The sequence below is a fragment of the Flavisolibacter ginsengisoli DSM 18119 genome, from assembly GCF_900129295.1.
In the GTDB taxonomy this organism is placed as follows: domain Bacteria; phylum Bacteroidota; class Bacteroidia; order Chitinophagales; family Chitinophagaceae; genus Flavisolibacter; species Flavisolibacter ginsengisoli.
Window position 1 is genome coordinate 61,825 of record NZ_FQUU01000004.1, and the last position, 24,243, is coordinate 86,067.

Genomic DNA, 24,243 nt, shown 5'->3' on the forward strand with positions numbered 1-24,243 from the left:
AAACAATGAATATTCATGGCTGAAGTTAAACATCCACGCCACCAAGCAGAAAATGAAGAAGTGGTTGAACGGGCTAAAGATTTCTGGGCTCGATATAATCGTCCCATACTGATGGTATGTGCTGCCATTATTGTGGTAGGAGGCGGATACCTTGCCTATAAATACCTGGTTAAAGCACCAAAAGAGAAAAAGGCCGCAGAAGCTATTTTCAAAGCAGAAGAATATTACCGTGCCGATTCACTGAACAAGGCCTTGAAAGGCGATGGACAGTACCCTGGATTTGAAAAAGTAATAAGCCAATATGGTGGCACTGATGCCGGAAATATGGCAAAGTTCTATGCAGGAACCATTTACCTGAAAACCGGGGATTATGCTAAAGCAGAAAAATCTTTAAAAGACTTCGATACTGATGCCGAACAGATCAAAGCCCGTTCTTATAAATTACTGGCTGATGCATATGCGGGTGAAGGAAAAAATGCAGATGCATTCAGCTATTATAAAAAAGCTGCCCATGAATTTGAAACAGACGAACAAGGTTCTTCAGAGTATTTGTTCCTGGCAGCTTATTTTGCTGACCGTGTTTTAAATGATAAGAAACAAGCAATTGACCTGTATAAAGAATTAAAAAAGAAGTTTCCACAAAGTACTTATACCATGGAAGCTGATAAATACCTGGCACAGGCCGGAGTTTATAATGTGGATTAATTGAAATCATAATGGCAGATATTGCTAATAGTAAGCTTTTACAAGAAATTGAGGGCATCCAACAGTTAAAGGATGCCCTTGTTGTTTTAGTCAAAACTGAATGGAACGCAGCGATTATTGACGAATTGGAAAGTGGTTGCAGGAAGATGTTGGAAGGCTACGGTATTGCTTCAAAAACTATCGTTGTTCCAGGCGCTATAGAGATACCTTTTGCCATCAAACAATATGCAACCTGTGGCAGCCCTGCAGCAGCAACTGCCTTCATTGCGCTTGCCTGCGTGATCAGGGGTGGCACACCTCATTTTGATTATGTATGCCAGTCCGTAACTGATGGCATTACCCAATTAAATCTTTTATTGGAAGTACCTGTAATTTTTGGTGTACTTACAGTAGATAATGAACAACAGGCAAGGGAAAGGATAGGAGGCATTCATGGTCATAAGGGAGAGGAAGCCGCTGTCACTGCGCTAAAGATGATGTTATTGAATAAGGAATTTAAGGAAGGAAAACAATAAGATGAATATCCAGCTATTTATTCCCTGTTTTGTTGACCAGCTGTTTCCTGAAACCGCCTTCAACATGATCAAGGTCCTGGAAAAAGCGGGGTGTAATGTCAGCTACAATACATCCCAAACCTGCTGTGGTCAGCCGGCTTTTAATGCAGGTTTCTGGGATGATGCACGTGAGGTTTGTACTAAGTTTTTAAACGATTTTGATCCTAACCAAATCATTGTAGCGCCTAGTGCCAGTTGCATTGGCTTTATCCGTAATTATTATCCTAAGCTATTTGAAAATTCTTCGCTGCATAATGAAGTAAAAGCTATCGGGCAAAACAGTTTTGAATTGTCTGATTTCCTGGTTAACAAATTGGGCATTACAAGTTTTGGAGCGTCCTTGCCAGGGAAAGCTACCTATCATGACTCTTGTGCAGGACTTAGAGAATGCGGGATTAAGAACGAACCCCGTTTATTGCTTTCAAAAGTGAAAGGATTAGAGATAGTTGAAATGGAGGATGTAGAAACCTGTTGTGGTTTCGGGGGAACTTTCGCTGTAAAGTTTGAAGGAATTTCAATTGGGATGGCTGAGCAAAAAGTTGAACATGCATTAGCTACCGGTGCCGAATACCTGGTTTCCACTGACCTTTCCTGCCTGATGCATTTGCAGGGATATATTGATAACCGGAAACATTCTTTAAAGACCATGCATTTGGCTGATGTATTGGCGCAAGGCTGGTAAAAACCAGTTGTCGTACCTTATAAAATAAATGATTCTCAAAGATAATGCAGACTAAATGAAGCCGCAAGTTTGTAAAACTTGCGGCTTCGTTATTTATGCTATACCTGGAAATCATTTTGGCATCAGCACTGTATCTATAACATGGATTACTCCATTACTTTGATTGACATCTGCTATGCTGATCTTTGCTGTATTACCCTTTTCATCTTTTACCCATAGACCTTCTGAATTTTCAAGGATCCATAATTTTCCTCCCTGCACTGTTTTCAATTCTGCTTTACCACCTCCCTTTTTCACCCACTTCATTAATTCCTGGCTACTTAATTTTCCAGGAACTACGTGGTAAGTTAGGATAGAAGTTAGTTGAGCTTTGTTTTCAGGCTTTAAAAGAACATCAATGGTTCCTGCAGGCAATTTATCGAATGCAGCATTAGTAGGCGCAAAGACAGTATAGGGGCCTTTTCCTTGTAACGTTTCAACAAGGCCCGCAGCTTTTACTGCTGCGACCAAAGTAGTATGGTCTTTTGAATTTACTGCATTTTCAATAATGTTTTTTGAAGGATACATAGGTGAACCTCCCACTTCTACAGTGCTTTCTTTCATTGTCATGCTGGCCTGGGCCATAGTTTTTTGCGTTGCCATAATTGCAATAAATAATGCAACGGATGTAGCGATCTTTTTCATTTGTTTTGACTTTGTATGTTAATGGATAAATTGAAGTACCAGGAATAAATACGCAGTACTATAAAATTTAGATTTACCAATTCAAAATATTTTATCCTTGCAGTGTAAACAGCGGTTTTGTAATAAAGCCGGAAATACTTTAATTATTTATTCTACCTACAATGGCTTATTGGTTAGTAAAATCAGAACCTTCTGTATATAGCTGGGAGCAATTTCAGAAAGATGGAAAAACATCATGGGAAGGCGTAAGAAATTATGCTGCCCGCAATCATTTAAAAGCAATGAAAAAGGGAGATGAAGTTTTTTATTATCACAGCAATGAAGGGTTGTCGATAGTTGGTATTGCTAAGGTAGTAAAGGAAGCATACCAGGATCCTACTACTTCAGAAGATGCCTGGGTAACAGTAGACTTAAAACCCATTAAGAGTTTAAAGAACCCTGTGAGCATGAAGCAAATCAAAAACGATAAAAGATTACAGGAAATGGCCCTGCTTCGTATCAGCAGACTTTCTGTACAACCAGTAACAGAGACAGAATGGAAGGCCGTGCTGGAACTAGCTAAGGCAGGATCTTAATGTGAAACGCGATACTTATTGGAATAATTAAAAAAGTAGCAATGATCATTGCTACTTTTTTAATTTAAACCCGGGTTGATGACTGTAACTTTCTTGCAATTTCTAATTCCAGATTATCGGGAATAATACCTGCATCGTCATCAATGGAGGCCAGCCTGCCGAGGCTGGAATCCCACGTAAAAATATGCTCGTTCCCATTGTATTGCACCTTGTACCGGGTTTCTGTATTGAACTCGAAAGGACTGGCTGTTACGGAATACGGAACTCCATCGAGCAATACTTCAAATCTTTGTTCTGCCATACGTATCTTTTTCTTTATTCCAACAAAAAAAAGTCCAAACTATTCACCGCTACATATGAATTGGGGAATTATACCTTTGTGCCATAATATATACCCATGAAAAAATATGGAATATTCGGTTTAGTGATTTTTTGTAGTTGTATAACGACCAGGCAATCGGTCACATCAGTTCCTGCCCAATCTATAGTAGTTGATGGAAAACTTTTTACAAGCATATACCAACAAAAAGCAGCGGAATATAAAGCCCTTTGTTTCCAGGCATATAATATAGCAAGGCTTAGAGTTAACGAGGCAAATAATGGATCTAAACCAAAAGCTATAATTACTGACATTGATGAAACTGTATTAGACAATAGTCCTTATGCTGTTCACCAGGCTTTGAATGGCAAAGATTATGACCCCGCATCATGGTATCAATGGACATCCAAAGCTATTGCTGATACTGTACCAGGTGCGCCATCATTTTTAAAGTATGCAGCTTCCAGGGGAATCACTATTTTCTATGTAACAAACCGCGATGAAAGGGAAAAAGCCGCCACATTAGCCAACCTGGCCAAATACCAGCTTCCCAATACAGATAATAGCCATTTGCTCATGCGCCAGGGTGTATCCAGTAAAGAAGAAAGAAGACAAAATATAATGGCCAATTATGATGTGTTATTATTAATTGGAGATAACCTTGCAGACTTCAGTAACCTGTTTGATAAAAAGCCGCAACAGGAAAGAGAAAATAATACCCTACAATCAGCCTTAATGTTTGGTGATCGTTTTATAATACTTCCTAATCCAAACTATGGTGATTGGGAACCCGCATTTTATAAAAAAAGCGGGTTAAGCCTTCAGCAAAAGGACTCCGTTATAAGAATTGATTTGAAATCCTATTGAAACAAAGATGTTTTAGTTATGGAAAAAAAGAAATTGGTTGTTTTAACGGGAGCAGGCATTAGTGCAGAAAGCGGCCTGAAGACTTTTCGTGATTCAGACGGACTTTGGGAAGGCTACGACATTAACGAAGTTGCAACTGCTACTGCGTGGCGCAGAAACCCTGCATTAGTACTGGAGTTTTATAATGCAAGGCGAAAAAGCGTTATAAATGCAAAACCAAATGCAGCCCACTATGCATTGGCAGAATTAGAAAAGGATTTTAATGTGACCATCATTACTCAGAATATTGACGACTTGCATGAACGTGCAGGTTCCGGTTCAATAATTCACCTCCATGGTGAAATTCTAAAGATGCGAAGTGAGCGTAATGAAAATCTCATATATCCTATACAAGATGAAATACAAATAGGGGATGTGGCTGAAGATGGTCATCAATTGAGGCCCCATATTGTGTGGTTTGAGGAAGCCGTACCCATGATGGAAGATGCGATAGAAATTGCTAAAACAGCAGACATTTTTTTAATAGTGGGTACATCTCTTGTAGTTTACCCGGCTGCAGGCTTACTTCATTATGTTCCACATAACATACCCAAATTCATAGTGGATAAGAAAATTCCTTTCACTAATCAGCATAATTTTGTCGCTATTGAAAAATTAGCAAGTGAAGGGATGCAGGAGTTAAGTGTAATGTTAGCAGAATATAAATAATGTATATTAATTCAAAGCTATCGTCTCTTCCAAAAAGGATATTCCATGTTCTTTCAATTCCTCTAAAACAGGAAGATAAATAGATTTATAAATCGGGATCAATAGCCCTTTATCATGGATGGTTCCATTCAGGATCAATTTAGCAGCAATTCCCAATGGAAGTCCAACGGTTTTTGCCATTGCCGTATTTGCATCATTTTCACCGGTTACTACAAGAGATGCTGTAGATTTATACTTTTGGTTGTCCAGGGTATATTCGATTTCATGAAGCATAATGACCAAATCTTTATCTCCGGGCTGTAAGGCAAGTTTTTTTTCCAACGCAAATTGCAAAACCTCTGAAGCACTGCATTTACCTTTATTGATCATCGTTGTATCATCATCCATTCCCAAATAAAAAAGCTGTTTTAAAGTTAGGCTAGCATCATGCATTTTATCTGCTAATGTTGCAGCAGCATTAATCTTCAGGTCATCTATATCCACTTTCTGCAGGTCACCCTTACCGTCAACCATCATAATTTCATCGGGAGTATCTACACCTTTATCTGCGGCTTTTTGTTCCAGTTCTACCAGGTTAACCAGTTCGGCTAACAAGCCCTTAGACAAATCAAATTGATCACGGAGTTTATTTTCGAGCCATTCACTAAACCCATTCTTATCCATATGCTCCCTGAAGAACATGGAAAGGCTACATTTATCTGTGTTGTAAAAAATATCTTCTGAAGTCAGCTTGAGGTCGATAATATTCTTCCAACCATATATGTAATCTGGATGACGTAAAGTAGTACGGATAAAAGTATTTGCTTCCTGTAATCCGTATTTGGAAATATAACCCAGGGAATCACGGTTGGGGTACCAGCACAAAGCTTCACTTCCCGGGATAGCCACATACCTCTTTTCAGCAAAAAGATCTTCATAATTTAATTCAACAATCTCTCCGCCTTGTTTATAAATAGCTCCTGCCTTGCCAGCCATAACAACATTCCTTGGGTTCCAGCTAATTTTATAATGCCATGGATTGTTATCACTTTCTTGTGCAACCAATCCACCGCAGTGCGAAATAAAGGAATTGATCCTGCCATTTTTTTCATGGATGTCGTCGATCATTTTTTTTGCACTCATATGGTCAATTCCCGGATCCAGGCCCATTTCACATAAAAAAAGTAAATCCTTCCCTTCAATATTCTCACAAAGACTGCGCATGGATTCATCAATATAAGAAGCGGTCAAAAGGTTTTTAGAAAATGTTATGCAGTCTCTTGCTACAATAATATGATATGCCGGGGGCAATAATGAAATCACTATATCAGCCTGTGTAATCAGGGATATTCTCTCTTGCTCATTAGATATATCAATAGTAACAGCAGTGCCGAAAATTGATCCACCAATCTTTTCCTGGCTCATGCCAGGATGGGCATCTGCAAGCGTTAAGTGCCATTGTTCTTTTTCAGCGTTCTTTAATAAATAATCAATCAGAACAGTTGCTGATTTACCGGCACCAAATAATAAAATACTTTTCATACTATATAACAAATGTAAGCTTGTAAATTATAGGATGGGATCTGGAAATGTGGGTATTCCTTTATATCTCCTTTGATAAGGACTGTGGATGACTGGCATAAATGTTCAGGATTCTATAACTAACCTTAACACCCCTACGTGAAGGAGGAATACTAATTACCTTATTCCCATGGGGGGAAATAGACTCAACCTGGAAATTTTTTGTATCAAGCGTCTTTTCATTGTTATCCTTATAGGTTAATTCAATCTCTACCTGGTTAACAAAATGATTAGATGTATTGTGAATAGTCAGGTTAAGATCACTTATGCCTCCAAAGAACCCTTTCTTATATTTATTTGATGTAAGAGTCAGGTGTTTTATAATATCCTGAGGTGAAACAACTGTTTTACGAGCTTTCCTGAATTTCTGTTGAGGAGGTATCCATTCCCGAACCAATGCATTTTGATACATTTTCTCAGAAGCTTTTTTGATCTGGGTTTTGGAAGTGGCAACCATTGAAATTTGCTCCATAGGAAAAGTATTCCTGATTAGTTTATCAACAATATTCTTTAATAAAATGGTGCCGCCTACGATAAGTATAAAAACGTAGGCTACAGTAAAAGGATTTTGTTTAAACAACCTGATAAACCATAAAATACTATTCTCTTCAAAATCAGAATAGGGATCTTTTGGAAAAGAATTTTTGACTTTAGAGTTAATAGAGGAAAATCGCTTTTTAAAAAGGAATGGTTCGTAAGAAACATTAGGTGAAGTAAGCTTGCCTATTGATCCTTTATCAGTATTTACATCTGAAATAGTTTCTGAAAAGGTATCTTCCAGGCAGTCTTGCAATGCCTCTATTTCAAATATTGACCGCCATGTAGATTGTTCATGGTCAATACGTACCTGGTCAGACGATTGAAGCCCAAAAGACTTTAAATCTTCCAAAGTAAATGGCCCAAAAAGCTTTCCGTTCCGCAGCAACAAATAGTTAACCATAAACTTAACATTTAGGCACAAATTCATTACTAAAAATTCCGTGCCCGCACTTTGGAATAATTCAAAAAAGGTGAAATAAGGGATATATAGCCAAACTTTTGGATTTGATGGTAATATGTCCTTAAAATACCTCAGCTCATCAGGTTCTTAGGGCTAAAAAGGGTACATTTGCTGACCTTAAAAATCGCATTTAACAAGTCCCGAGAATGGAAGAAAATATTCAACCGCAACAAACAAATGATTTCAACCGGATCATTCCAGTAAACATCGAAGAGCAAATGAAAACCGCCTACATTGACTATTCCATGTCAGTGATCGTGGGGCGTGCATTGCCTGATGTTCGGGATGGTTTGAAACCTGTTCACCGCCGTATCCTTTTTGCCATGAATGAGCTGGGAATGGCTCATAATCGTGCCCACAAGAAATCAGCCCGTATAGTGGGAGAGGTGTTGGGTAAGTATCACCCACATGGAGACTCATCTGTATATGATGCTATGGTGCGTATGGCCCAGGAATGGAGCATGCGATATACCCTGGTTGATGGGCAAGGAAACTTCGGTAGCCAGGACGGAGATGGTCCGGCGGCTATGAGGTATACAGAGGTGAGAATGCAACGTATGGCTGAAGCCATGCTGCAGGATATTGATAAGGAAACTGTTGACTTCCAGTTCAACTTTGATGATTCCCTGGAAGAACCAACTGTGCTACCTACCCGTATTCCGCAACTATTATTGAATGGTTCCAGCGGTATTGCTGTTGGTATGGCTACCAACATGATGCCTCATAACTTAAGTGAGGTTATTGATGGTTGCATAGCTTTCATAGACAATCGCGATATCACCATTGATGAACTCATGCAATTCGTAAAAGCCCCGGACTTTCCAACGGGTGGCACCATTTACGGAATGGAAGGTATTAAGGCAGGTTTTCATTTTGGAAGGGGAAGGGTCGTATTAAGAGGAAAACTTCATATAGATACAAAACCAAGTGGCCGGGAGCAGATCATCATAACAGAAGTTCCTTACCAGGTAAACCGTGATTCACTTTGCGACCGTATTGGGCAGTTGGTGAATGAAAAGATCATTGAAGGAGTTGCACACATCAACAACGAATCTAATAATAAAGAAGGCACCCGTATTGTGGTAGACCTGAAAAGGGATGCTGTTGCGAATTTGGTAGTGAACCAGCTATTTAAGTTCACAGAATTACAAACCAGCTATGGTATAAATAATGTAGCTATTGTAAAAGGCCGTCCCCGACTGCTTAACCTCAAGGAAATGATTAGTGAGTTCATTGAATTCCGTCATGAGGTAGTGGTACGCCGTACAAAATATGAATTGAGGGAAGCTGAGAAAAGAGCTCATATTTTACAAGGTTATTTAATAGCCCTGGATCACCTGGACGAGGTTATTGCCTTGATCCGCGCCTCTTCTACACCTGATGTAGCTAAAGAAAACCTGATCAACGCAGGCTGGGGTCTCGATGAGATCCAGGCTAAGGCCATCCTGGAATTGCGTCTGCAGCGATTGACAGGCATGGAAAGAGACAAGATCAAACAGGAATATGATGAACTGATGAAGCTGATAGCTCACCTTAAAGAGATCCTTGCCAATGAAGGAATACGTTTTGACATCATCAAAACAGAGCTAAAAGAAGTAAAAGATAAATTTGGAGATGCCCGTAAAACAGACATCACCTTCCTGGACAACGAGATGAGCATCAAAGATCTTATCAAGGAAGAAGATGTAGTGATCACCATTTCGCATTTAGGTTATATCAAACGTACATCTGCTACAGAGTTCAGATCTCAAAGAAGGGGCGGCAGGGGAGCTGTAGGTGGAAAGACAAGAGAAGAGGATTACATAGAACACCTTTTCGTTGCTTCTACCCATCACACCATGATCTTCTTTACCGAGAAAGGAAGATGCTACTGGTTAAATGTATACCAGATACCTGAAGGAGAAAAGAACAGCAAAGGCAGAGCCATTCAGAATTTATTACAAATAGCTCCAGATGACAAGATCAGGGCTATCATAGATATTGCAGACTTGCAGGATGTTGATTTTGTTAGCAACCATTACATTGTTCTTTGTACCAGGAAAGGGGTCATTAAGAAAACAGCATTGGCTGATTTCAGTCGTCCAAGACAGACGGGTGTTAATGCCATCACTATTGTAGAAGGTGACCAATTGCTGGAAGCCAAATTAACTGATGGCAATTGTGAAATAATGCTGGCAGTGGCTTCAGGCCGTGCCATTCGTTTTCCGGAAACAAAAGTTCGTCCAACCGGGCGGGGTGCAATAGGCGTCGGTGGCATTGAAGTAGATGATGTTACGGATCAGGTAGTTGGTATGATTTGTGTAAATCCAAGTACGCCAGACAGGACTGTAATGGTGGTAAGTGAAAAAGGTTTTGGAAAAAGATCACCCGTAGAAGAATATCGTATTACCAACAGAGGAGGCAAAGGGGTGAAAACCATTAGTGTAACAGAAAAGACCGGTAGATTGATAGGGATCGTTGACGTAAGTGAAAAAGAGGATATGATGATCACTTGTAAAAGCGGTGTTACCATAAGGATGAAAGTATCTGATATCAGGGAGCAGGGACGTGCTACACAAGGAGTTAAACTGATCCGGATCAATGAAGGAGATGAGATAGCAGCCATTACAAAGGTTGACGAACAGGACGAAGTGGAGGTGGTTGCTGAGGAACATGAAGTGGCTACAGAAATAACTCCTATAGATGAAACAACCAATTTAAAGGAAAATACATCTGAAGGAGAGGATCCCGTTCAATCATAAATATTAAAAACAAGAAAACAATGCGAAAACTGTTATTATCAGTATTGCTTGCTTCATCTATCAGCAGTGTTTTTGCACAGAAGCTGGATGATGTCCAGGAAAAGATCAGCAAAGGAAAATATGACGAAGCAAAGGAAAAGATTGACAAGGTATTAGCCGACCCTAAAAACCAGATAAATGCAAACGCCTGGTATTACAAGGGTAAGGTATATACAGAATTAGCACGCCAGGACAGCACTGGTAGCCTGACTTATGATGCGAAAAAAGAAGCCTATGATGCTTTCAAAAAGTACCAGGAACTGGAGCCTAAGAATACCATGATGGTCCTTGATCAGAATGTTGGCTTATTTAGCCTGTACGACATGTATTATAATAAAGGAGTTAAAAATTATAATAACAAGGATTATGCTGCAGCCTTTGACCAAATGAAGAATGCGCTTGATATAGAAACTTATATTGCAAAAAGAGGTTATTCTTATAATGGATTTTCCTTTCCTGTCCTTGACACTCAATTAGTGAACCTGACCGCATCATCTGCATACCTGGCTAAGAAGGAAGATGATGCTATACCTTATTTTGAACAGTTGGCTAATGCCAAGATCAAAGACAAGGAATACAAAGAAGTCTATGGTTTGCTGGCAGAATATTATGCGAAGAAAAATGATGCAGCTAAAGCTGATAAATACCTTGCTTTAGGTCGTGAATTATTCCCTGATGAAGGTTATTGGACAGCTTTGGAATATGGTAACATACCTTCCACAGATACTACCAAAAGGCTGGCCCGCTATGAACAAATGCTACAGAAATATCCCAATAATTTTCCTTTAGCACTTGATTACGCCACGGAGCTTTTCAACTATACGTATACGTATGATAAAAAGCCTTCGGATTATGAAGCCCGGCAACAAAAGTTACAAGCTGCATTGGAAAAAGCCGTGAGCCTGCAATCATCAGCTTTTGCCAACTATATTATGGCGCAACATATCTATAATCAAATATACGATCTGGATGATGCCTTAAGGGCGGTGCGTGGAACCACAGCTGCCGACAAAGCAAAAAAAGCAGATTTAGTGGCAAAAACTGATAAAAAGTATGATGAGTTTTATACATACGCTCAAAAAGCATTTGATCTGTATACTCAGGACAATGCTCATACAAAAGCGCAGGATAAAGCTAACTATCGCAAGATCATCAACCAGTTAATCGATTATCACCAAAGGAAAAAGCAGGCAGATAAAGTCGCCTCCTTACAGGAAAAACTGAAGACTTTATAATATTCGATAGGTAAATAAATTTTAAAGCCTCCCCACCGGGAGGCTTTATTAATTAATGAACTTCACTCAATGAAATGCAAAGTAAAATCCTTCTATACCTTTTCAATTCTAGACTATAGTAATTTCAATTCCCATTCCCTTCAGACTCTCCACCATATGGTCGGAAATGCCACTGTCAGTGATGATTTGTTCAATATCTTCCAGGCCGCAGATTCTACCAAAGCCTCTTTTTCCAAATTTGGTCGAATCCGCAAGAACGATGGTCTTTTGAGAAGCCTTAATCATTTTTTTATTAAGCTGTGCCTCCATCATATTGGTAGTAGTTAGCCCAAATTCAAGGTCTATTCCGTCCACGCCCAGGAAAAGTTTACTGCAGGAAAAATCCTCAAGGATCTTCTCTGCATAACTGCCAGTAACAGACGAAGAACTTTTTCTTAATATTCCACCCAGTTGAATCACTTCTATTTCGGGGTGACGTATCAACTCCATAGCCACATTCAGCGCTGCTGTGATTACTGTGAGGCTGCCCTTAGGATAGATGTTCCTGGCTAGAGATAATACTGTTGTTCCGGAGGCAATAAGAATACAGTCATTAGGCTCAACAAGGTTGGCTGCGGCCTCACCAATATTGGATTTCTCGCCTGATTGTATCTTTTCTTTTTCTTTTACTGGCTTGTCTGCTGTATAAGGATTGCTCATTGTACCACCACCATGGGTTCGAAATAAAAGGTGCTTATCCTCCAATAATTTCAGATCCTTTCGAATGGTTACAGATGAAACATTTAGTTCAGAACAAAGGTCAACAACTTTCACATTGCCTTCTTTTCTCAATTTGGTGATGATATGCTGATGCCTGTCAGTTAGACTACTCATAAGTTCTTTGAGGGTACAAAATAATAACGGGGAATTTGAATTCCAATAATTCGTATCTAAAATATTTAAATAGGTTCTTTCCCCAAATGTGGAAAACTTATTATTATTAATTGTTTCATAATCCTTTCGTTTATAAATAAAATTGTTAAAATTGCTTTCGTTTTGTTTAGTTTCATTAATAAAACAAAATAAACTGAAACATATTTAAGGAATGAATGATCTGCAATTTAAAGTGAATTCTATAGACAGGGAACGACTGGCTTTACAATTAGCTGATGAGTCAAAACAATGGGACGTACTTGTGATTGGTGGTGGGGCTACCGGTCTTGGAGTAGCCATGGATGCTGTAGCCAGGGGATATAATACCCTTTTATTAGAACAATCTGACTTTGCCAAGGGAACTTCAAGCCGGAGCACCAAACTAGTACACGGAGGTGTTCGTTACCTGGCGCAGGGTGACATTAGACTGGTGCGGGAAGCTAGTGTGGAAAGAGGACGTCTTTGCAGGAATGCTCCCCACCTTGTAAAGAATCAAACTTTTATCATTCCCATTTACAATTACTGGGATAAGATCAAATATACTTTAGGCCTTAAAATGTATGACTGGATTTCAGGCCGCCTGACACTTGGCTCTTCTGTTTTTGTTTCCAGGAAAAAGACCATTGAAAGCCTTCCAGGTATAAAACAGGAAGGTTTGCTGGGTGGTGTATTATACCATGACGGACAATTTGACGATTCCAGGCTGGCTATTAACCTGGTACAAAGCATCATAGAAAAAGGCGGCTGTGCCATCAATTATATAAAGGTTACAGGCTTACTAAAAGACAATCAGGGAAAAATTGAAGGAGCTCTTGTGGTGGATACTGAAAACGGAAAAAATTTCCGGGTCCGTGCAAAAGCGGTGATTAATGCCACAGGTGTGTTTGTCGACGATATCCTTCATATGGATAATCCAAAGAGTTTAAAGAGCATATGCGTGAGCCAGGGTGTGCACCTGGTACTTGATAAAGCTTTTTATCCTTCAGAACATGCATTAATGATACCGGAAACAAGCGATGGGCGTGTGTTATTTGCAGTGCCCTGGCATGATAAGGTGGTCCTGGGCACTACTGATACACCAGTGGAGGAAGCCTCCCTGGAACCCCAGGCGCTGGAAAAAGAGATCAATTTTATACTGGAAACTGCTGCGGATTATTTTACGAAGAAGCCTACACGCAGTGATGTGTTGAGTGTGTTTGCAGGCCTGCGTCCCCTGGCTGCTCCGCAGGGTGAAGAACAAACCACAAAGGAAATTTCAAGAAGCCATAAGATCATGGTTTCTGCTTCCCACCTTTTTACCATTCTTGGTGGTAAGTGGACGACATACCGAAAAATGGGAGAAGACATGATGAATCGCGTGGAAAAGGAGTTGCAATGGAAGCACCAAAAAACAACCACTTCCCTGATGCACATTCATGGTTATGCGGAAGGAATGAACTGGAACGACCCACTGTACTTCTATGGCAGCGATTGCCAATTAATAAAAAAACAAATGAATGGCAGTTCTGGTCAATGGATAAGCGATAGTCTGAAGATTCATAAAATGCAGGTTCGCTGGGCTGTGGAGAATGAGATGGCAAGAACGGTGGAGGATGTGCTTGCCAGGAGAACTCGCGCCTTGTTACTGAATGCCGGTGAGAGCATTCGCATTGCCCCTGAAGTGGCAAGGATCATGGCCGAGGAGATGGATAAGGACCAGGCCTGGCAAAAAGAGCAGGTTGAAAATTATACCAGTCTCGCTAACCAATATATTCTGAAAACAAACTAAAAGCGCTTGCTATAATGGGATTGCTGACTTATTTACAACCGCCGGCACATAAAGAGTTAATGCCAGCGAAAGAAGTGGATGAAGCGTATAAGAAAAAACGGATCCAGGTATTTGTTGGAATTTTTATAGGTTATGCAGGTTATTACCTGGTGAGAAAAAACTTTTCTCTTGCCATGCCCGACCTTATTGAAAGAGGCTTTTCAAAGGGCGAACTGGGAATAGCTCTTTCAGGCGTTTCTATTGCTTACGGCATCAGCAAATTCCTGATGGGAAACTTATCCGACCGAAGTAATGCGCGTATATTCCTCCCCGTTGGACTCCTTTTATCTGCACTTACAATGATAGCCATGGGAACAATCCCGTTTGCTCTTTCATCGATAGTGATCATGTTTAGCCTGCTTTTTATCAACGGTTGGTTCCAGGGAATGGGATGGCCTCCCTGTGGAAGGGTAATGGTTCATTGGTTTTCGCTCAGGGAAAGAGGCGTGAAGATGTCCATCTGGAATGTGGCACATAATGTAGGAGGTGGATTGATCGGTCCACTGGCTATTGCAGGATTGGCCATTTTCGGCACCTGGCAAAGCAAGTTTTACTTCCCGGGAATGATCGCCATTTTTATTGCTTTCATTGCGTATTTACTAATCAGGGATACACCCCAATCTTGCGGGTTGCCACCCATTGAAACATATAAGAATGACCATCCTGTAGATTATTCACATCAACATGAAAAAGAATTATCAGCAAAGCAGATCTTCATAGATTATGTTTTGGTTAACAGGGTGTTGTGGTACATAGCTTTTGCCAATGCCTTTATATATTTGGTGCGTTATGGGGTTTTGGATTGGGCACCGACTTATTTAAAGGAAGCAAAGGGGTTTACAGTCAATGAAACAGGCTGGGCCTATTTTGCTTATGAATATGCAGGTATTCCCGGAACATTATTATGTGGATGGTTAAGTGACAAAGTATTCAGAGGCAGGCGAGCTCCGGCAACCATTATTTACATGTTATTAGTACTGGCAGCAGTTATCGTTTACTGGAAGAATCCTGCGGGGCATCCTTCTATAGATAATATTGCCCTGATCATAATTGGCTTCCTGATCTATGGTCCTGTAATGCTTATTGGTGTACAGGCCCTTGACCTGGTTCCCAAAAAAGCTGCCGGAACTGCAGCAGGATTAACAGGTTTATTCGGATACCTGGGCGGAGCTCTATTTGCAAATATTGCTATGGGATATGTTGTAGATGCCTGGGGATGGAATGGTGGCTTTTTAGTTATGATTGCCGCCTGCGTGCTTGCTATATTTTTTACCGCCTTAACCTGGAATAAAGAAAAAGCTTTTTAATCATTTATAATCTTTAATCAACTTGCGTATGAGATCATTTGCGACTGCTGTAGAAAAACTTTGCACTCCGAGAGTGCTGCTGTTTTTCTTCCTGCTACTAACCGGCTCCTGGGTATCCGCACAGGAAAAAACAGTGACAGGCCAGGTTAGAAATTCTGAAGACAAAGCACCGGTAGTTAGAGCTACAGTGCAGGTAAAAGGAACCAAAGTATTTACCAGCACGGATGAAAAAGGACATTTTTCAATTAAAGCATCTGACCAACAGGTTCTTGTTGTTTCTGCTGTAGGCTACAGGCCTCTTGAAAAACGGGTTGGTAACCAATCTGTGCTCAACTTTGATATGATCAGTACTAATACTGAGATGGAAAGTGTTGTAGTAACAGCCCTGGGAATTAAAAGAGAAGAAAAAGCCCTTGGTTATTCTGTTGCTAAAGTGAAAGGAGAGGAGTTGACAGAAGCACTTTCCAGCAACTGGACAGATGCCTTGTCGGGAAAAGTAGCAGGCCTTAACCTGGTGCGTTCTAACAGCGGACCTGCAGGATCTAATAAAATCATTCTCAGGGGTGAAAGCAACCTTACCGGTGGTAGTGAAAATGAGGCATTGATAGTAGTTGATGGAGTTGTTATTAACCAGGGAAGTGGCAGAAGAAGTGCTGTGGGGGGTGAAACTGCATATGGTACAGGCAGCGATAATATGCCTGCAGATTATGGAAGCGGTCTTAATGATATAAACCCTGAAGACATTGAATCCGTGAGTGTATTAAAAGGGCCCGGTGCAGCAGCCTTATATGGACAGCGTGGCGCGAATGGAGCTATCATTATTACTACAAAATCAGGAAGTGCAAAAAGAAAAGGTTGGGGAGTCACCCTTAATTCCAATGCATCAATGGAAAAGGTGAACAGGTGGCCTGATTTCCAGTATGAATACGGCCAGGGTAATGATGGCAAACCTTATTATTCTTTTGGTGCATCCGTAGATGGACCTAGTACGAGCGCCACCAGTTCGGCTTATGGTCCCAGGTTTGAAGGACAATCATTTTTTCAGTTTGACCCTGTAACGCAAACGCAGGGAACCGAAAGAACTCCATGGGTGCCCTATCCAAATAAAATAAAAAACTATTTCAATACAGGTAATACTGTTACCAATTCAATCAGCGTGGATGGTGGTACTGACAAAACCACTGCCCGTTTTTCTGTTACTAATGTTTCAAATAAATGGATCATACCTAATACTGGTTATAAAAGAAATACAATTGCTTTATCTGTAAACTCAAAAGTTAATGAGAAGCTCCAGATTTCCTCAAAGATCAATTATACCAATAAATGGAGCGACAATCTTCCGGGTGCTGGCTATGGTAACCAGTCCATCATGTACTGGTTTATTTTCTGGCAGCCGAATGCTGACCTGGATTGGTTAAGAAATTATTGGAGAAATGGGCTGGAAGGAAGAAAGATCATGTATCCTTACAGTTCCTTCCCTGAAAACCCTTATGCCGTAGCCTACGAATTTATCAATCGCTCGAATCGTCATAACATTACCGGCAATGTGCAGGCAAGCTATAATTTCTCCAAAGAGTTAAGTTTGCAGGTAAGAACATCTCTTGATCTTTCCTATGAGCAGCGTGCACAAGAGCGTCCATTTGATGCAGGTTCAAAATACCAGCTAGGTAGTTTTAGAACTCAAAATATCTTTTCACAGGAAGCTACAACCGATTTCCTATTGAGGTATGCTAAAAAACTAAAAGATTTTGATTTTTCCGTAACTGCAGGTGGTAGTGCATTAAGAAATACATACAACAAAGATGAAGTACGTGCAGACTCATTGATTTACCCGCAGATCTACTCAATGTCCAATGCAGCAGGCCCACTTGTAACATTACCATACAATACCAAATACGCTATTAACAGTTTTTACGGACTCGTATCAGGCGCATTTAAAAACTTCCTGTTTCTCGATCTTACTGCAAGGCAGGACTGGAACAGTGTACTGGCAACTCCAACAAGAACAGAAAATGCAGGATTTTTTTACCCCTCTGCCAACTTAAGCTTTATTGCTTCCGAAGTACTAAAGCTTCCGTCATCGATTGATTTCGCAAAACTTAGATTTTCTGCTTCTGGTGTTGGTAGTGGTGGTACCACTCCCTATCGTACAGCATATAATTATACTTCTGCAGGAAGTTTATACAGCGGAGGATTACAAAACCCGTCTATATTGGCTAATCCAGACCTGAAATCATTAAGAACAGTTAGTTATGAAACAGGAATGGAGATAAAGATGTTCCATAATCGCCTGAATATGGACCTTGCATTATATACCGGGAATACTAAGGACCAGATCCTGGAACGTATACTTGACCGTTCTTCCGGATATACCAAAGTATTGATCAATGCGGGTAAGGTTAATAATAAAGGGGTTGAAGTATCCCTCAATGGTACTCCCATATCTTCCAAGAAAGGGTTGAAATGGAATACAGGCATTGTATTCTCTGCAAATAGTAATACCATTAAAGAACTGGCTGATAGTTCTGTGGTGCTGCAAACAGGCCCGGTAGGTGGTGGTCAGATCGTTGCCAAAGTAGGAGGCAGTATGGGAGATCTTTATGGAAGAGGGTATGAGCGTGCACCTGACGGCCAGGTGGTTTATGATGCCAATACCGGATTCGCAAAGATCACCCAGGATGTTATTTTCCTGGGAAATACAATTCCCAAATGGAAGCTTGGATTCAATAATGAATTTCAATATAAAGGATTCCGTCTTAATCTTTTATTTGATGGACAATATGGTGCAGTGGCACATTCCCTGATGCACTACAAGCTGGCAGAACAGGGTAAAACGAAAAACACTTTACCAGGTAGATATAATGGCATTATCGGTAATGGAGTAGTTATGGGAACAGATGGCAAATACAAACAGAATGATGTAATTGCTACTGATATTGATGAATACTACCGTTCGCATTTTGGAATTGACAATGCGGAAGGAAGTACATTCAGCACTGACTTCATCAAATTCAGGGAAGCAAGACTTGACTATACTTTACCAACCAGCATTACCAAAAAAATAGGTATTCAACGGGCAACATTAGGTGTTTATGGACGTGACCTGTATATCTGGTCCAAATGGCCAATATTCGATCCTGAATTCGGAACCGTTAGCGGAACAGATATTGTTCGTGGTTTCGAAGTTGGTCAGTTTCCATCAACCCGCACAATGGGAGTGAATCTAATTGTTGGATTTTAATTTTTTAAAAATGAATAAGACCAAAAAAATAATACTCGGAATAGCTGTTATGTGCAGCGTTGTAGTTAGTTCCTGCACTAAAGACTTCCAGGAGATCAATACAGATCCTAATAATACAAGCAGTGCCTTGCCGCAGCAATTGCTGGCACCTGCACTGGTAAGCACATTGTCCTATAACATGCTACGCAACCGCAATTTCAATAATGAACTCATGCAGGTTACTGTGGATATGAGTGATGGAGATGGCAGGGTGTTCAGGTATGATTACCGCGCCAACTGGTCGGATTACCTGTATAATGGCTGGTATTCAGAACTGACCAACTTTAAGGATATATACAAGTTTGCAAGTGAAGAACTGAACTATAATAAATCCTATATGGGCATATCATTGATCTGCCAGTCATGGATCTATTCCTTGCTCACAGACACCTATGGCGATGTTCCCTATTTTGAATCCAACCTGGCAAGGGACAGTAGTATCTATGAACCAAAGTTTGACCGCCAGAAAGATATTTACCTTGATATCTTCAAAAAGCTGGAGGCTGCTGATACATTGTTAGCAAGTAAAAAAAGTATACAGGCTTCAAGTGATCCGGTATTTTATGGTGATGTTACCAAGTGGCAAAAGTTTGGCAATTCTCTTTACTTAAGGTTATTGTTAAGACTCTCCGGCAAAGCTGAAGTGTCACAGGAAGTAATTGCCAAGATGAAACAGATCGTTGATAACCCTTTGGACTATCCGATCATGACAAGCAATGAAGAATCTGCCATTTTAAGATGGACAGGGGTTGCGCCTTATACATCACCCTTTACTACGGTCAGGGAACAGGATTTCAGGGCACCGGGCATTGCCAGTTTCTTTATAGACAACCTTTCTGTCTGGCACGATCCAAGAATTGATGTTACCTATGGAACAGGCTCTCCTACCAAGACCAACAGGTGGGCTATTGCACCCTACCAGGGAGCTTATGAAGGTGTGCCAAGTGGGTATGCTATAGGGGATAATCCAACGCGTAAATCTTATTTCTATTCTTCTTCCAATAACGGTAATACAGGGCCAAGCCTGGTAAATGAACCACTTACAGGCATGATTATGAACTATGCAGAATTGCAGTTCATTCTCGCAGAGGCAGCTGCAAAGGGTTACATTGATGGATCTGCAGAAACCTATTACAATAATGGAGTGGAAGCAAGCATCAAACTTTGGTTGCCTACCTGGCCTGTTGCAGTTACGGATTATCTTGCTGCAGCCGATATGCAATGGAACGATACTCAGAGCATTGACCAGAAAATGGAAAAGATTCATTTGCAAAAGTACTATGCACTGTTTCTCGTTGACCTGCAGCAATGGTTTGAATACCGCCGCACTGGCCACCCTATTTTACCAAAAGGAACAGGATTGAGAAACAATGGAGAAATGCCTGCCAGGATGACTTACCCGGTGTATGTTCAATCAACCAATCCAACCAATTACAAAGCTGCTGTAGCTGCACAGGGTCCTGATGTCATATCAACTCCTGTATGGTGGCAAAAACCCTAAGCTATCGTACTATTTTTAAAACCATGTTGTAAAACATAATCATACTACAATGAAAAAAATATTATGCTATTCCTTCTTATTGCTTTTCATGGGCATGATGTGGGGATGTAAAAAAGATAATTACCCTGGCGCAAAGGTGAGCCCCTACATGTCCATATTCGATATCAGGAACATATATAAGGGGAAAGATGTAACACTGACCACAGAGAATATGTTTGGAGCTGATAAGATAGCAGCAGTGGTGGTGTCGGATCATTCAGGAGGCAATTTACCTGCAGGTTTGCTTGTGGTTCAGGATAGCCGCCGACTGGCACAATTAAGAGGTATTTCCATTCCCATTGGAGATGCAGCCAATGAATACACGACAGGTGATTCTGTCATCATTAACGTTAGCGGGGGTATACTGAAAAGGGTAAATGGCATCCTTCAGCTAACAGGGATAAAAAGTAGTGCGGTAACAAAAGTTTCGTCTGGTATAGCCGTAGAGGTGCCTATTAAAAAAGCAAACGAGGTGCTTGCTACACCGGAATTATATGAAAGCACATTGATATCAATAGCCAAGGCTGGATTTGATGCTTCAGTTCCTGCAGGATCTACCTATGCCGGTGATTATATGATCAATGATGGATTCGGAAATATAACATTACATACCGAAGCAGGTGCAGAGTTTGCGAATGATCCGCTACCATTCCTCTCAAACTTTTCAGGTATTCTATTCCTGGATCAGAATGGTGCCCCGCAATTATGGCCACGTAGTAAAGATGATATCACCGTATTGAGTTCAACTGCTCCAAAAATCGCCCCTGTAGTTATTACTGGTTACCTGATTGATCCTTCAGGTACAGATGCCAACTATGAGTACATACAATTAATGGCAACAAAGAATATTGATTTCTCTGCAACTCCTTTCTCTGTGGTGACTACCAACAATGCAGGTTCGGCCACACCCACTGGTTTCCCGACAAATGGCTGGGCTACTGGTGACCTGAGAACCTACAAAATAAACCTCACATCGGGAACTGTGCAAAAGGGTCAGTACTTCTATGTGGGCGCAAATAAAAACATCTGGGGTGCAGGGTCTACCGACATCAGTTCTTCCACCTGGTTTTCCAAGATGTATGCAACTGATCCGGGAGACGGATTTGGAACTAAGACCAACAACCTCCTGGCAAACAGTGGAAATGCCGGCGGTATTGCCGTGTTTGACAAAACAGAAGTAGATCTGGAAACCATTCCTGTTGATGTTATATTTTATGGAGGTAATGGAAGTCTTTATACAGCAGGTCCGCCTGAAAAGGGATACCGTATCACCAATACTGATTATTATGATACAAAAAATCCATCAACACAGGAAGACCAGCCTTATTTTGCAATGGGCTCTAACAAAAGTAAATTAGGATTTAGCCTTGCAACTAATTTCTCACAATTAGGAGGCACCTATAATAAAACAACTGGAAGGTGGACAACTGCAAGAACATTACATAATTTGGTTCTTACAGCCACTTCAAATGTTAGCGCGATTGAAGGTGCAACCACTATTGAAGAATAAGGGACATTTAATAACGGCTCGGTTTACCTTAGGCCGGTTTAGTCATTATAAATAAGAAGCCAGGTTAGATAATAACATCTTTGTCTAGCCTGGCCAATTAAATCCAACATGCAAAGAAGACGATTTCTTCAAAATTTTGCCTGGCTTACAGGAGGATTATTAGTTGGCTGCAATAAAAAGCTCTATTCATCAAAGGAAGAAGCAAATCTTTTAAAGGGTGTTGTCAGATCTGGCAACAGGGGAGTAGCTAATGTTGTTGTCAGCGATGGATATAACCTGGTGCTTACAGATAAATCAGGTGCCTATGAATTTGCACTGCATCCCGAAGCAACTTCTGTTTTTATATCAACGCCCTCAGGGTATAGTTTCATAGAAGAGAAAAGTATTGCAAGGCATTACCACCTTGTACAGGATATTGAGAACAGGAAGGCAGTAAATTTTGAATTACAACAATTGGATAAAGATGATAACGAACACCAGTTCATCATCTGGGCAGACCCACAGGTAAAAAACGCCAAAGATGTGGAGAAAATGATGGCTCATTCCGTGCCGGATGTTCAGAAGATCATAGCTGCTGCAGGTTCAAGCGCCCTTATACATGGTATTACGGTTGGTGATATAGTTTGGGATGAACATAAACATTTTGCTGACTATGATATAGCCGTTGGCAAAATGGGCATTCCGTTTTTCCAATGCCTGGGCAACCATGACATGGATTACAATAAAGGAGGTGATGAAACCTCTGATGACACCTTCCAGGAAAAATATGGCCCTACCTGGTATTCATTTAACAGGGGCAAAGTGCATTATGTGGTGATGGATAATGTTAGGTACCTTGGCAAAGACCGGGATTATGATGGATTCATACCACAACACCAGCTCGACTGGCTTCAAAAGGATTTGTCTTATATACCTAAAGAAAATCTCATCATACTTTGCCTGCACATCCCTGTTCATAATGGTGTGAAGAATAATTCAGATCTCTATGCTTTGTTGCAGGAAAGAAATGTACATATTATGTCGGGCCATACACATTATCACCGCAATGTGATAAAGGATAATATTTATGAGCACAACCATGGCACAGTATGTGGCGCCTGGTGGACTGGTCCCATCTGTGAAGATGGTACACCTTGCGGCTACGGGGTTTATAAAGTAAATGGTACGGAACTAAGCTGGCATTACCAGGCTACAGGTGAAACAGCAGATTATCAGCAAAAGATATTTGTAACCGATTATAATGCCACCCAAAAGCAGGTACAGGTAAATATCTGGAACTATGACCCTGCATGGAAAACTGAATATTTTGTAGATGGAGTAAGCAAAGGAGAACTGGAACAGTTTATAGGCCTTGATCCCGGGGCTTACGCTACAATGCTGGGCCCTAATCTTCCCCAACCGCGCAGCTTTGCTGAACCTAAACAGACTGACCATTTATTCAAGGCATTTATTCCAGTTAACACCAAAAATATTGTAGTGAAAACTACTGATCGATTTGGAAAAGTGTATGAATCTTCCTTATCAATATGAAACCTATGCGTACCAAAATTTTTAATGTTGTTCCCTTTCTGATATTTTCTTTTTTTGCCAATGCCCAGGCAACCAGGTGGGACAGTACTTACCGGCCTGCCAGTTATTCACTGAAAGTTGCACAGTTCAAAAGCTTTCCCAATAGCTGTAATGATTATATTTTCCTGGGCAACAGCATTACTGCCGGTGTAGACTGGAACGAATTGCTGGAAAGAACCAATGTCCGCAACAGGGGCATATCAAGTGACATAACATTTGGTGTATTGGAAAGATTAGATGAGGTCATTGAAGGACAACCGGCAAAAGTGTTTATCCTTATAGGAATCAATGATATCTCGCGTAACATTCCTGACAGCTTTATTGTATCCAATTACAAAAAGATCATTGACAGGATAAAAGCAGGCAGTCCGAAAACATCCATTTACATGCAAACCCTGCTTCCTGTTAACAATGAATTCACACAGTTCAAAAATCATTACAATAAAGATGCACATATTACATATGTCAATACAGCATTAAAACAGTTGGCCAGGGATTGTAAGGTGAACCTGATCGACCTGAATCCAAATTTCCAGGATGCCAATGGTAAACTGGATAAGAAATACACAGAGGACGGATTGCACCTTAACATCGAAGGATATAAACTGTGGGCATCCATTTTAAAGAAAGGTAATTATTTAAACTAGAT

20 protein-coding genes are annotated in these 24,243 nt (G+C 40.6%); 15 read left to right on the forward strand and 5 right to left on the reverse strand.

Features of this window, described 5'->3' with window-relative positions; translation table 11 throughout:
- The first annotated feature begins 15 nt into the window (after positions 1-15).
- Genes BUA53_RS05825 through BUA53_RS05835 form a run of 3 tightly spaced genes read left to right on the forward strand, consistent with a single transcriptional unit; the run spans position 16 to position 1,941 of the window.
- The gene (locus tag BUA53_RS05825; protein WP_072834401.1) at positions 16-705 is read left to right on the forward strand and encodes a tetratricopeptide repeat protein; all 690 of its coding nucleotides are present in this window, start codon (positions 16-18) and stop codon (positions 703-705) included.
- A gap of 11 nt (positions 706-716) precedes the next feature.
- Positions 717-1,220: a 6,7-dimethyl-8-ribityllumazine synthase gene (ribH, locus tag BUA53_RS05830; RefSeq protein WP_072834403.1), complete on the forward strand. Its 504-nt coding sequence runs from the start codon at positions 717-719 to the stop codon at positions 1,218-1,220.
- A 1-nt stretch (position 1,221) separates the two neighbouring features.
- The gene (locus tag BUA53_RS05835) at positions 1,222-1,941 is read left to right on the forward strand and encodes a (Fe-S)-binding protein (RefSeq protein ID WP_072834404.1); all 720 of its coding nucleotides are present in this window, start codon (positions 1,222-1,224) and stop codon (positions 1,939-1,941) included.
- 111 nt (positions 1,942-2,052) lie between these two features.
- On the opposite strand, the gene BUA53_RS05840 is transcribed toward BUA53_RS05835, so the two are convergent.
- Positions 2,053-2,625 (reverse strand): fasciclin domain-containing protein, encoded by a 573-nt coding sequence (locus tag BUA53_RS05840; RefSeq protein ID WP_072834406.1) that lies wholly within the window; start codon positions 2,623-2,625, stop codon positions 2,053-2,055.
- A 161-nt stretch (positions 2,626-2,786) separates the two neighbouring features.
- Here BUA53_RS05840 and BUA53_RS05845 point away from each other — a divergent pair, with 161 nt between their 5' ends.
- Positions 2,787-3,200, forward strand: coding sequence for an EVE domain-containing protein (locus tag BUA53_RS05845; protein WP_072834408.1), 414 nt, complete (start codon positions 2,787-2,789; stop codon positions 3,198-3,200).
- Positions 3,201-3,264: 64 nt separating this feature from the next.
- Here BUA53_RS05845 and BUA53_RS05850 read toward each other — a convergent pair whose 3' ends face one another.
- The gene (locus tag BUA53_RS05850) at positions 3,265-3,501 is read right to left on the reverse strand and encodes a hypothetical protein (protein WP_072834410.1); all 237 of its coding nucleotides are present in this window, start codon (positions 3,499-3,501) and stop codon (positions 3,265-3,267) included.
- Between the two features lie 96 nt (positions 3,502-3,597).
- On the opposite strand from BUA53_RS05850, the gene BUA53_RS05855 reads away from it, so the two are divergent.
- Both BUA53_RS05855 and BUA53_RS05860 read left to right on the forward strand, forming a co-directional pair.
- Positions 3,598-4,386, forward strand: coding sequence for a 5'-nucleotidase, lipoprotein e(P4) family (locus BUA53_RS05855; protein WP_072834412.1), 789 nt, complete (start codon positions 3,598-3,600; stop codon positions 4,384-4,386).
- 18 nt (positions 4,387-4,404) lie between these two features.
- Complete coding sequence (locus BUA53_RS05860) at positions 4,405-5,094, forward strand: SIR2 family NAD-dependent protein deacylase (protein WP_072834413.1); 690 nt, start codon at positions 4,405-4,407, stop codon at positions 5,092-5,094.
- Between the two features lie 6 nt (positions 5,095-5,100).
- Here BUA53_RS05860 and BUA53_RS05865 read toward each other — a convergent pair whose 3' ends face one another.
- Both BUA53_RS05865 and BUA53_RS05870 read right to left on the reverse strand, forming a co-directional pair.
- Positions 5,101-6,615, reverse strand: a complete 1,515-nt coding sequence (locus BUA53_RS05865) for a saccharopine dehydrogenase C-terminal domain-containing protein (RefSeq protein WP_072834415.1) — start codon at positions 6,613-6,615, stop codon at positions 5,101-5,103.
- 61 nt (positions 6,616-6,676) lie between these two features.
- A complete protein-coding gene (locus BUA53_RS05870) occupies positions 6,677-7,594 on the reverse strand; it encodes a hypothetical protein (RefSeq protein WP_072834416.1) in 918 nt (305 codons plus the stop codon).
- A gap of 206 nt (positions 7,595-7,800) precedes the next feature.
- Between BUA53_RS05870 and gyrA the strand changes: the two genes are divergently transcribed.
- Together gyrA and BUA53_RS05880 are read left to right on the forward strand one after the other, a co-directional pair.
- Positions 7,801-10,395 (forward strand): DNA gyrase subunit A, encoded by a 2,595-nt coding sequence (gene gyrA / locus BUA53_RS05875; protein ID WP_072834417.1) that lies wholly within the window; start codon positions 7,801-7,803, stop codon positions 10,393-10,395.
- Between the two features lie 20 nt (positions 10,396-10,415).
- Positions 10,416-11,669 (forward strand): hypothetical protein, encoded by a 1,254-nt coding sequence (locus tag BUA53_RS05880; RefSeq protein WP_072834419.1) that lies wholly within the window; start codon positions 10,416-10,418, stop codon positions 11,667-11,669.
- A 108-nt stretch (positions 11,670-11,777) separates the two neighbouring features.
- Here BUA53_RS05880 and BUA53_RS05885 read toward each other — a convergent pair whose 3' ends face one another.
- Complete coding sequence (locus BUA53_RS05885; protein WP_072834420.1) at positions 11,778-12,542, reverse strand: DeoR/GlpR family DNA-binding transcription regulator; 765 nt, start codon at positions 12,540-12,542, stop codon at positions 11,778-11,780.
- 211 nt (positions 12,543-12,753) lie between these two features.
- Between BUA53_RS05885 and BUA53_RS05890 the strand changes: the two genes are divergently transcribed.
- The 7 genes from BUA53_RS05890 to BUA53_RS05920 all read left to right on the forward strand — a co-directional run bounded on the left by BUA53_RS05890 (position 12,754) and on the right by BUA53_RS05920 (position 24,241).
- A complete protein-coding gene (locus BUA53_RS05890) occupies positions 12,754-14,349 on the forward strand; it encodes a glycerol-3-phosphate dehydrogenase/oxidase (RefSeq protein ID WP_072834421.1) in 1,596 nt (531 codons plus the stop codon).
- Positions 14,350-14,363: 14 nt separating this feature from the next.
- Complete coding sequence (gene glpT / locus BUA53_RS05895; protein WP_262494388.1) at positions 14,364-15,695, forward strand: glycerol-3-phosphate transporter; 1,332 nt, start codon at positions 14,364-14,366, stop codon at positions 15,693-15,695.
- A gap of 28 nt (positions 15,696-15,723) precedes the next feature.
- Positions 15,724-18,936: a SusC/RagA family TonB-linked outer membrane protein gene (locus BUA53_RS05900; RefSeq protein WP_072834423.1), complete on the forward strand. Its 3,213-nt coding sequence runs from the start codon at positions 15,724-15,726 to the stop codon at positions 18,934-18,936.
- A gap of 10 nt (positions 18,937-18,946) precedes the next feature.
- Positions 18,947-20,476: a SusD/RagB family nutrient-binding outer membrane lipoprotein gene (locus BUA53_RS05905; protein ID WP_072834677.1), complete on the forward strand. Its 1,530-nt coding sequence runs from the start codon at positions 18,947-18,949 to the stop codon at positions 20,474-20,476.
- Between the two features lie 49 nt (positions 20,477-20,525).
- Complete coding sequence (locus tag BUA53_RS05910; protein WP_072834425.1) at positions 20,526-22,025, forward strand: DUF5689 domain-containing protein; 1,500 nt, start codon at positions 20,526-20,528, stop codon at positions 22,023-22,025.
- Between the two features lie 108 nt (positions 22,026-22,133).
- Positions 22,134-23,555, forward strand: coding sequence for a calcineurin-like phosphoesterase C-terminal domain-containing protein (locus BUA53_RS05915; protein WP_072834427.1), 1,422 nt, complete (start codon positions 22,134-22,136; stop codon positions 23,553-23,555).
- A 5-nt stretch (positions 23,556-23,560) separates the two neighbouring features.
- Positions 23,561-24,241 (forward strand): GDSL-type esterase/lipase family protein, encoded by a 681-nt coding sequence (locus tag BUA53_RS05920; protein ID WP_139256352.1) that lies wholly within the window; start codon positions 23,561-23,563, stop codon positions 24,239-24,241.
- Positions 24,242-24,243: the final 2 nt, after the last annotated feature.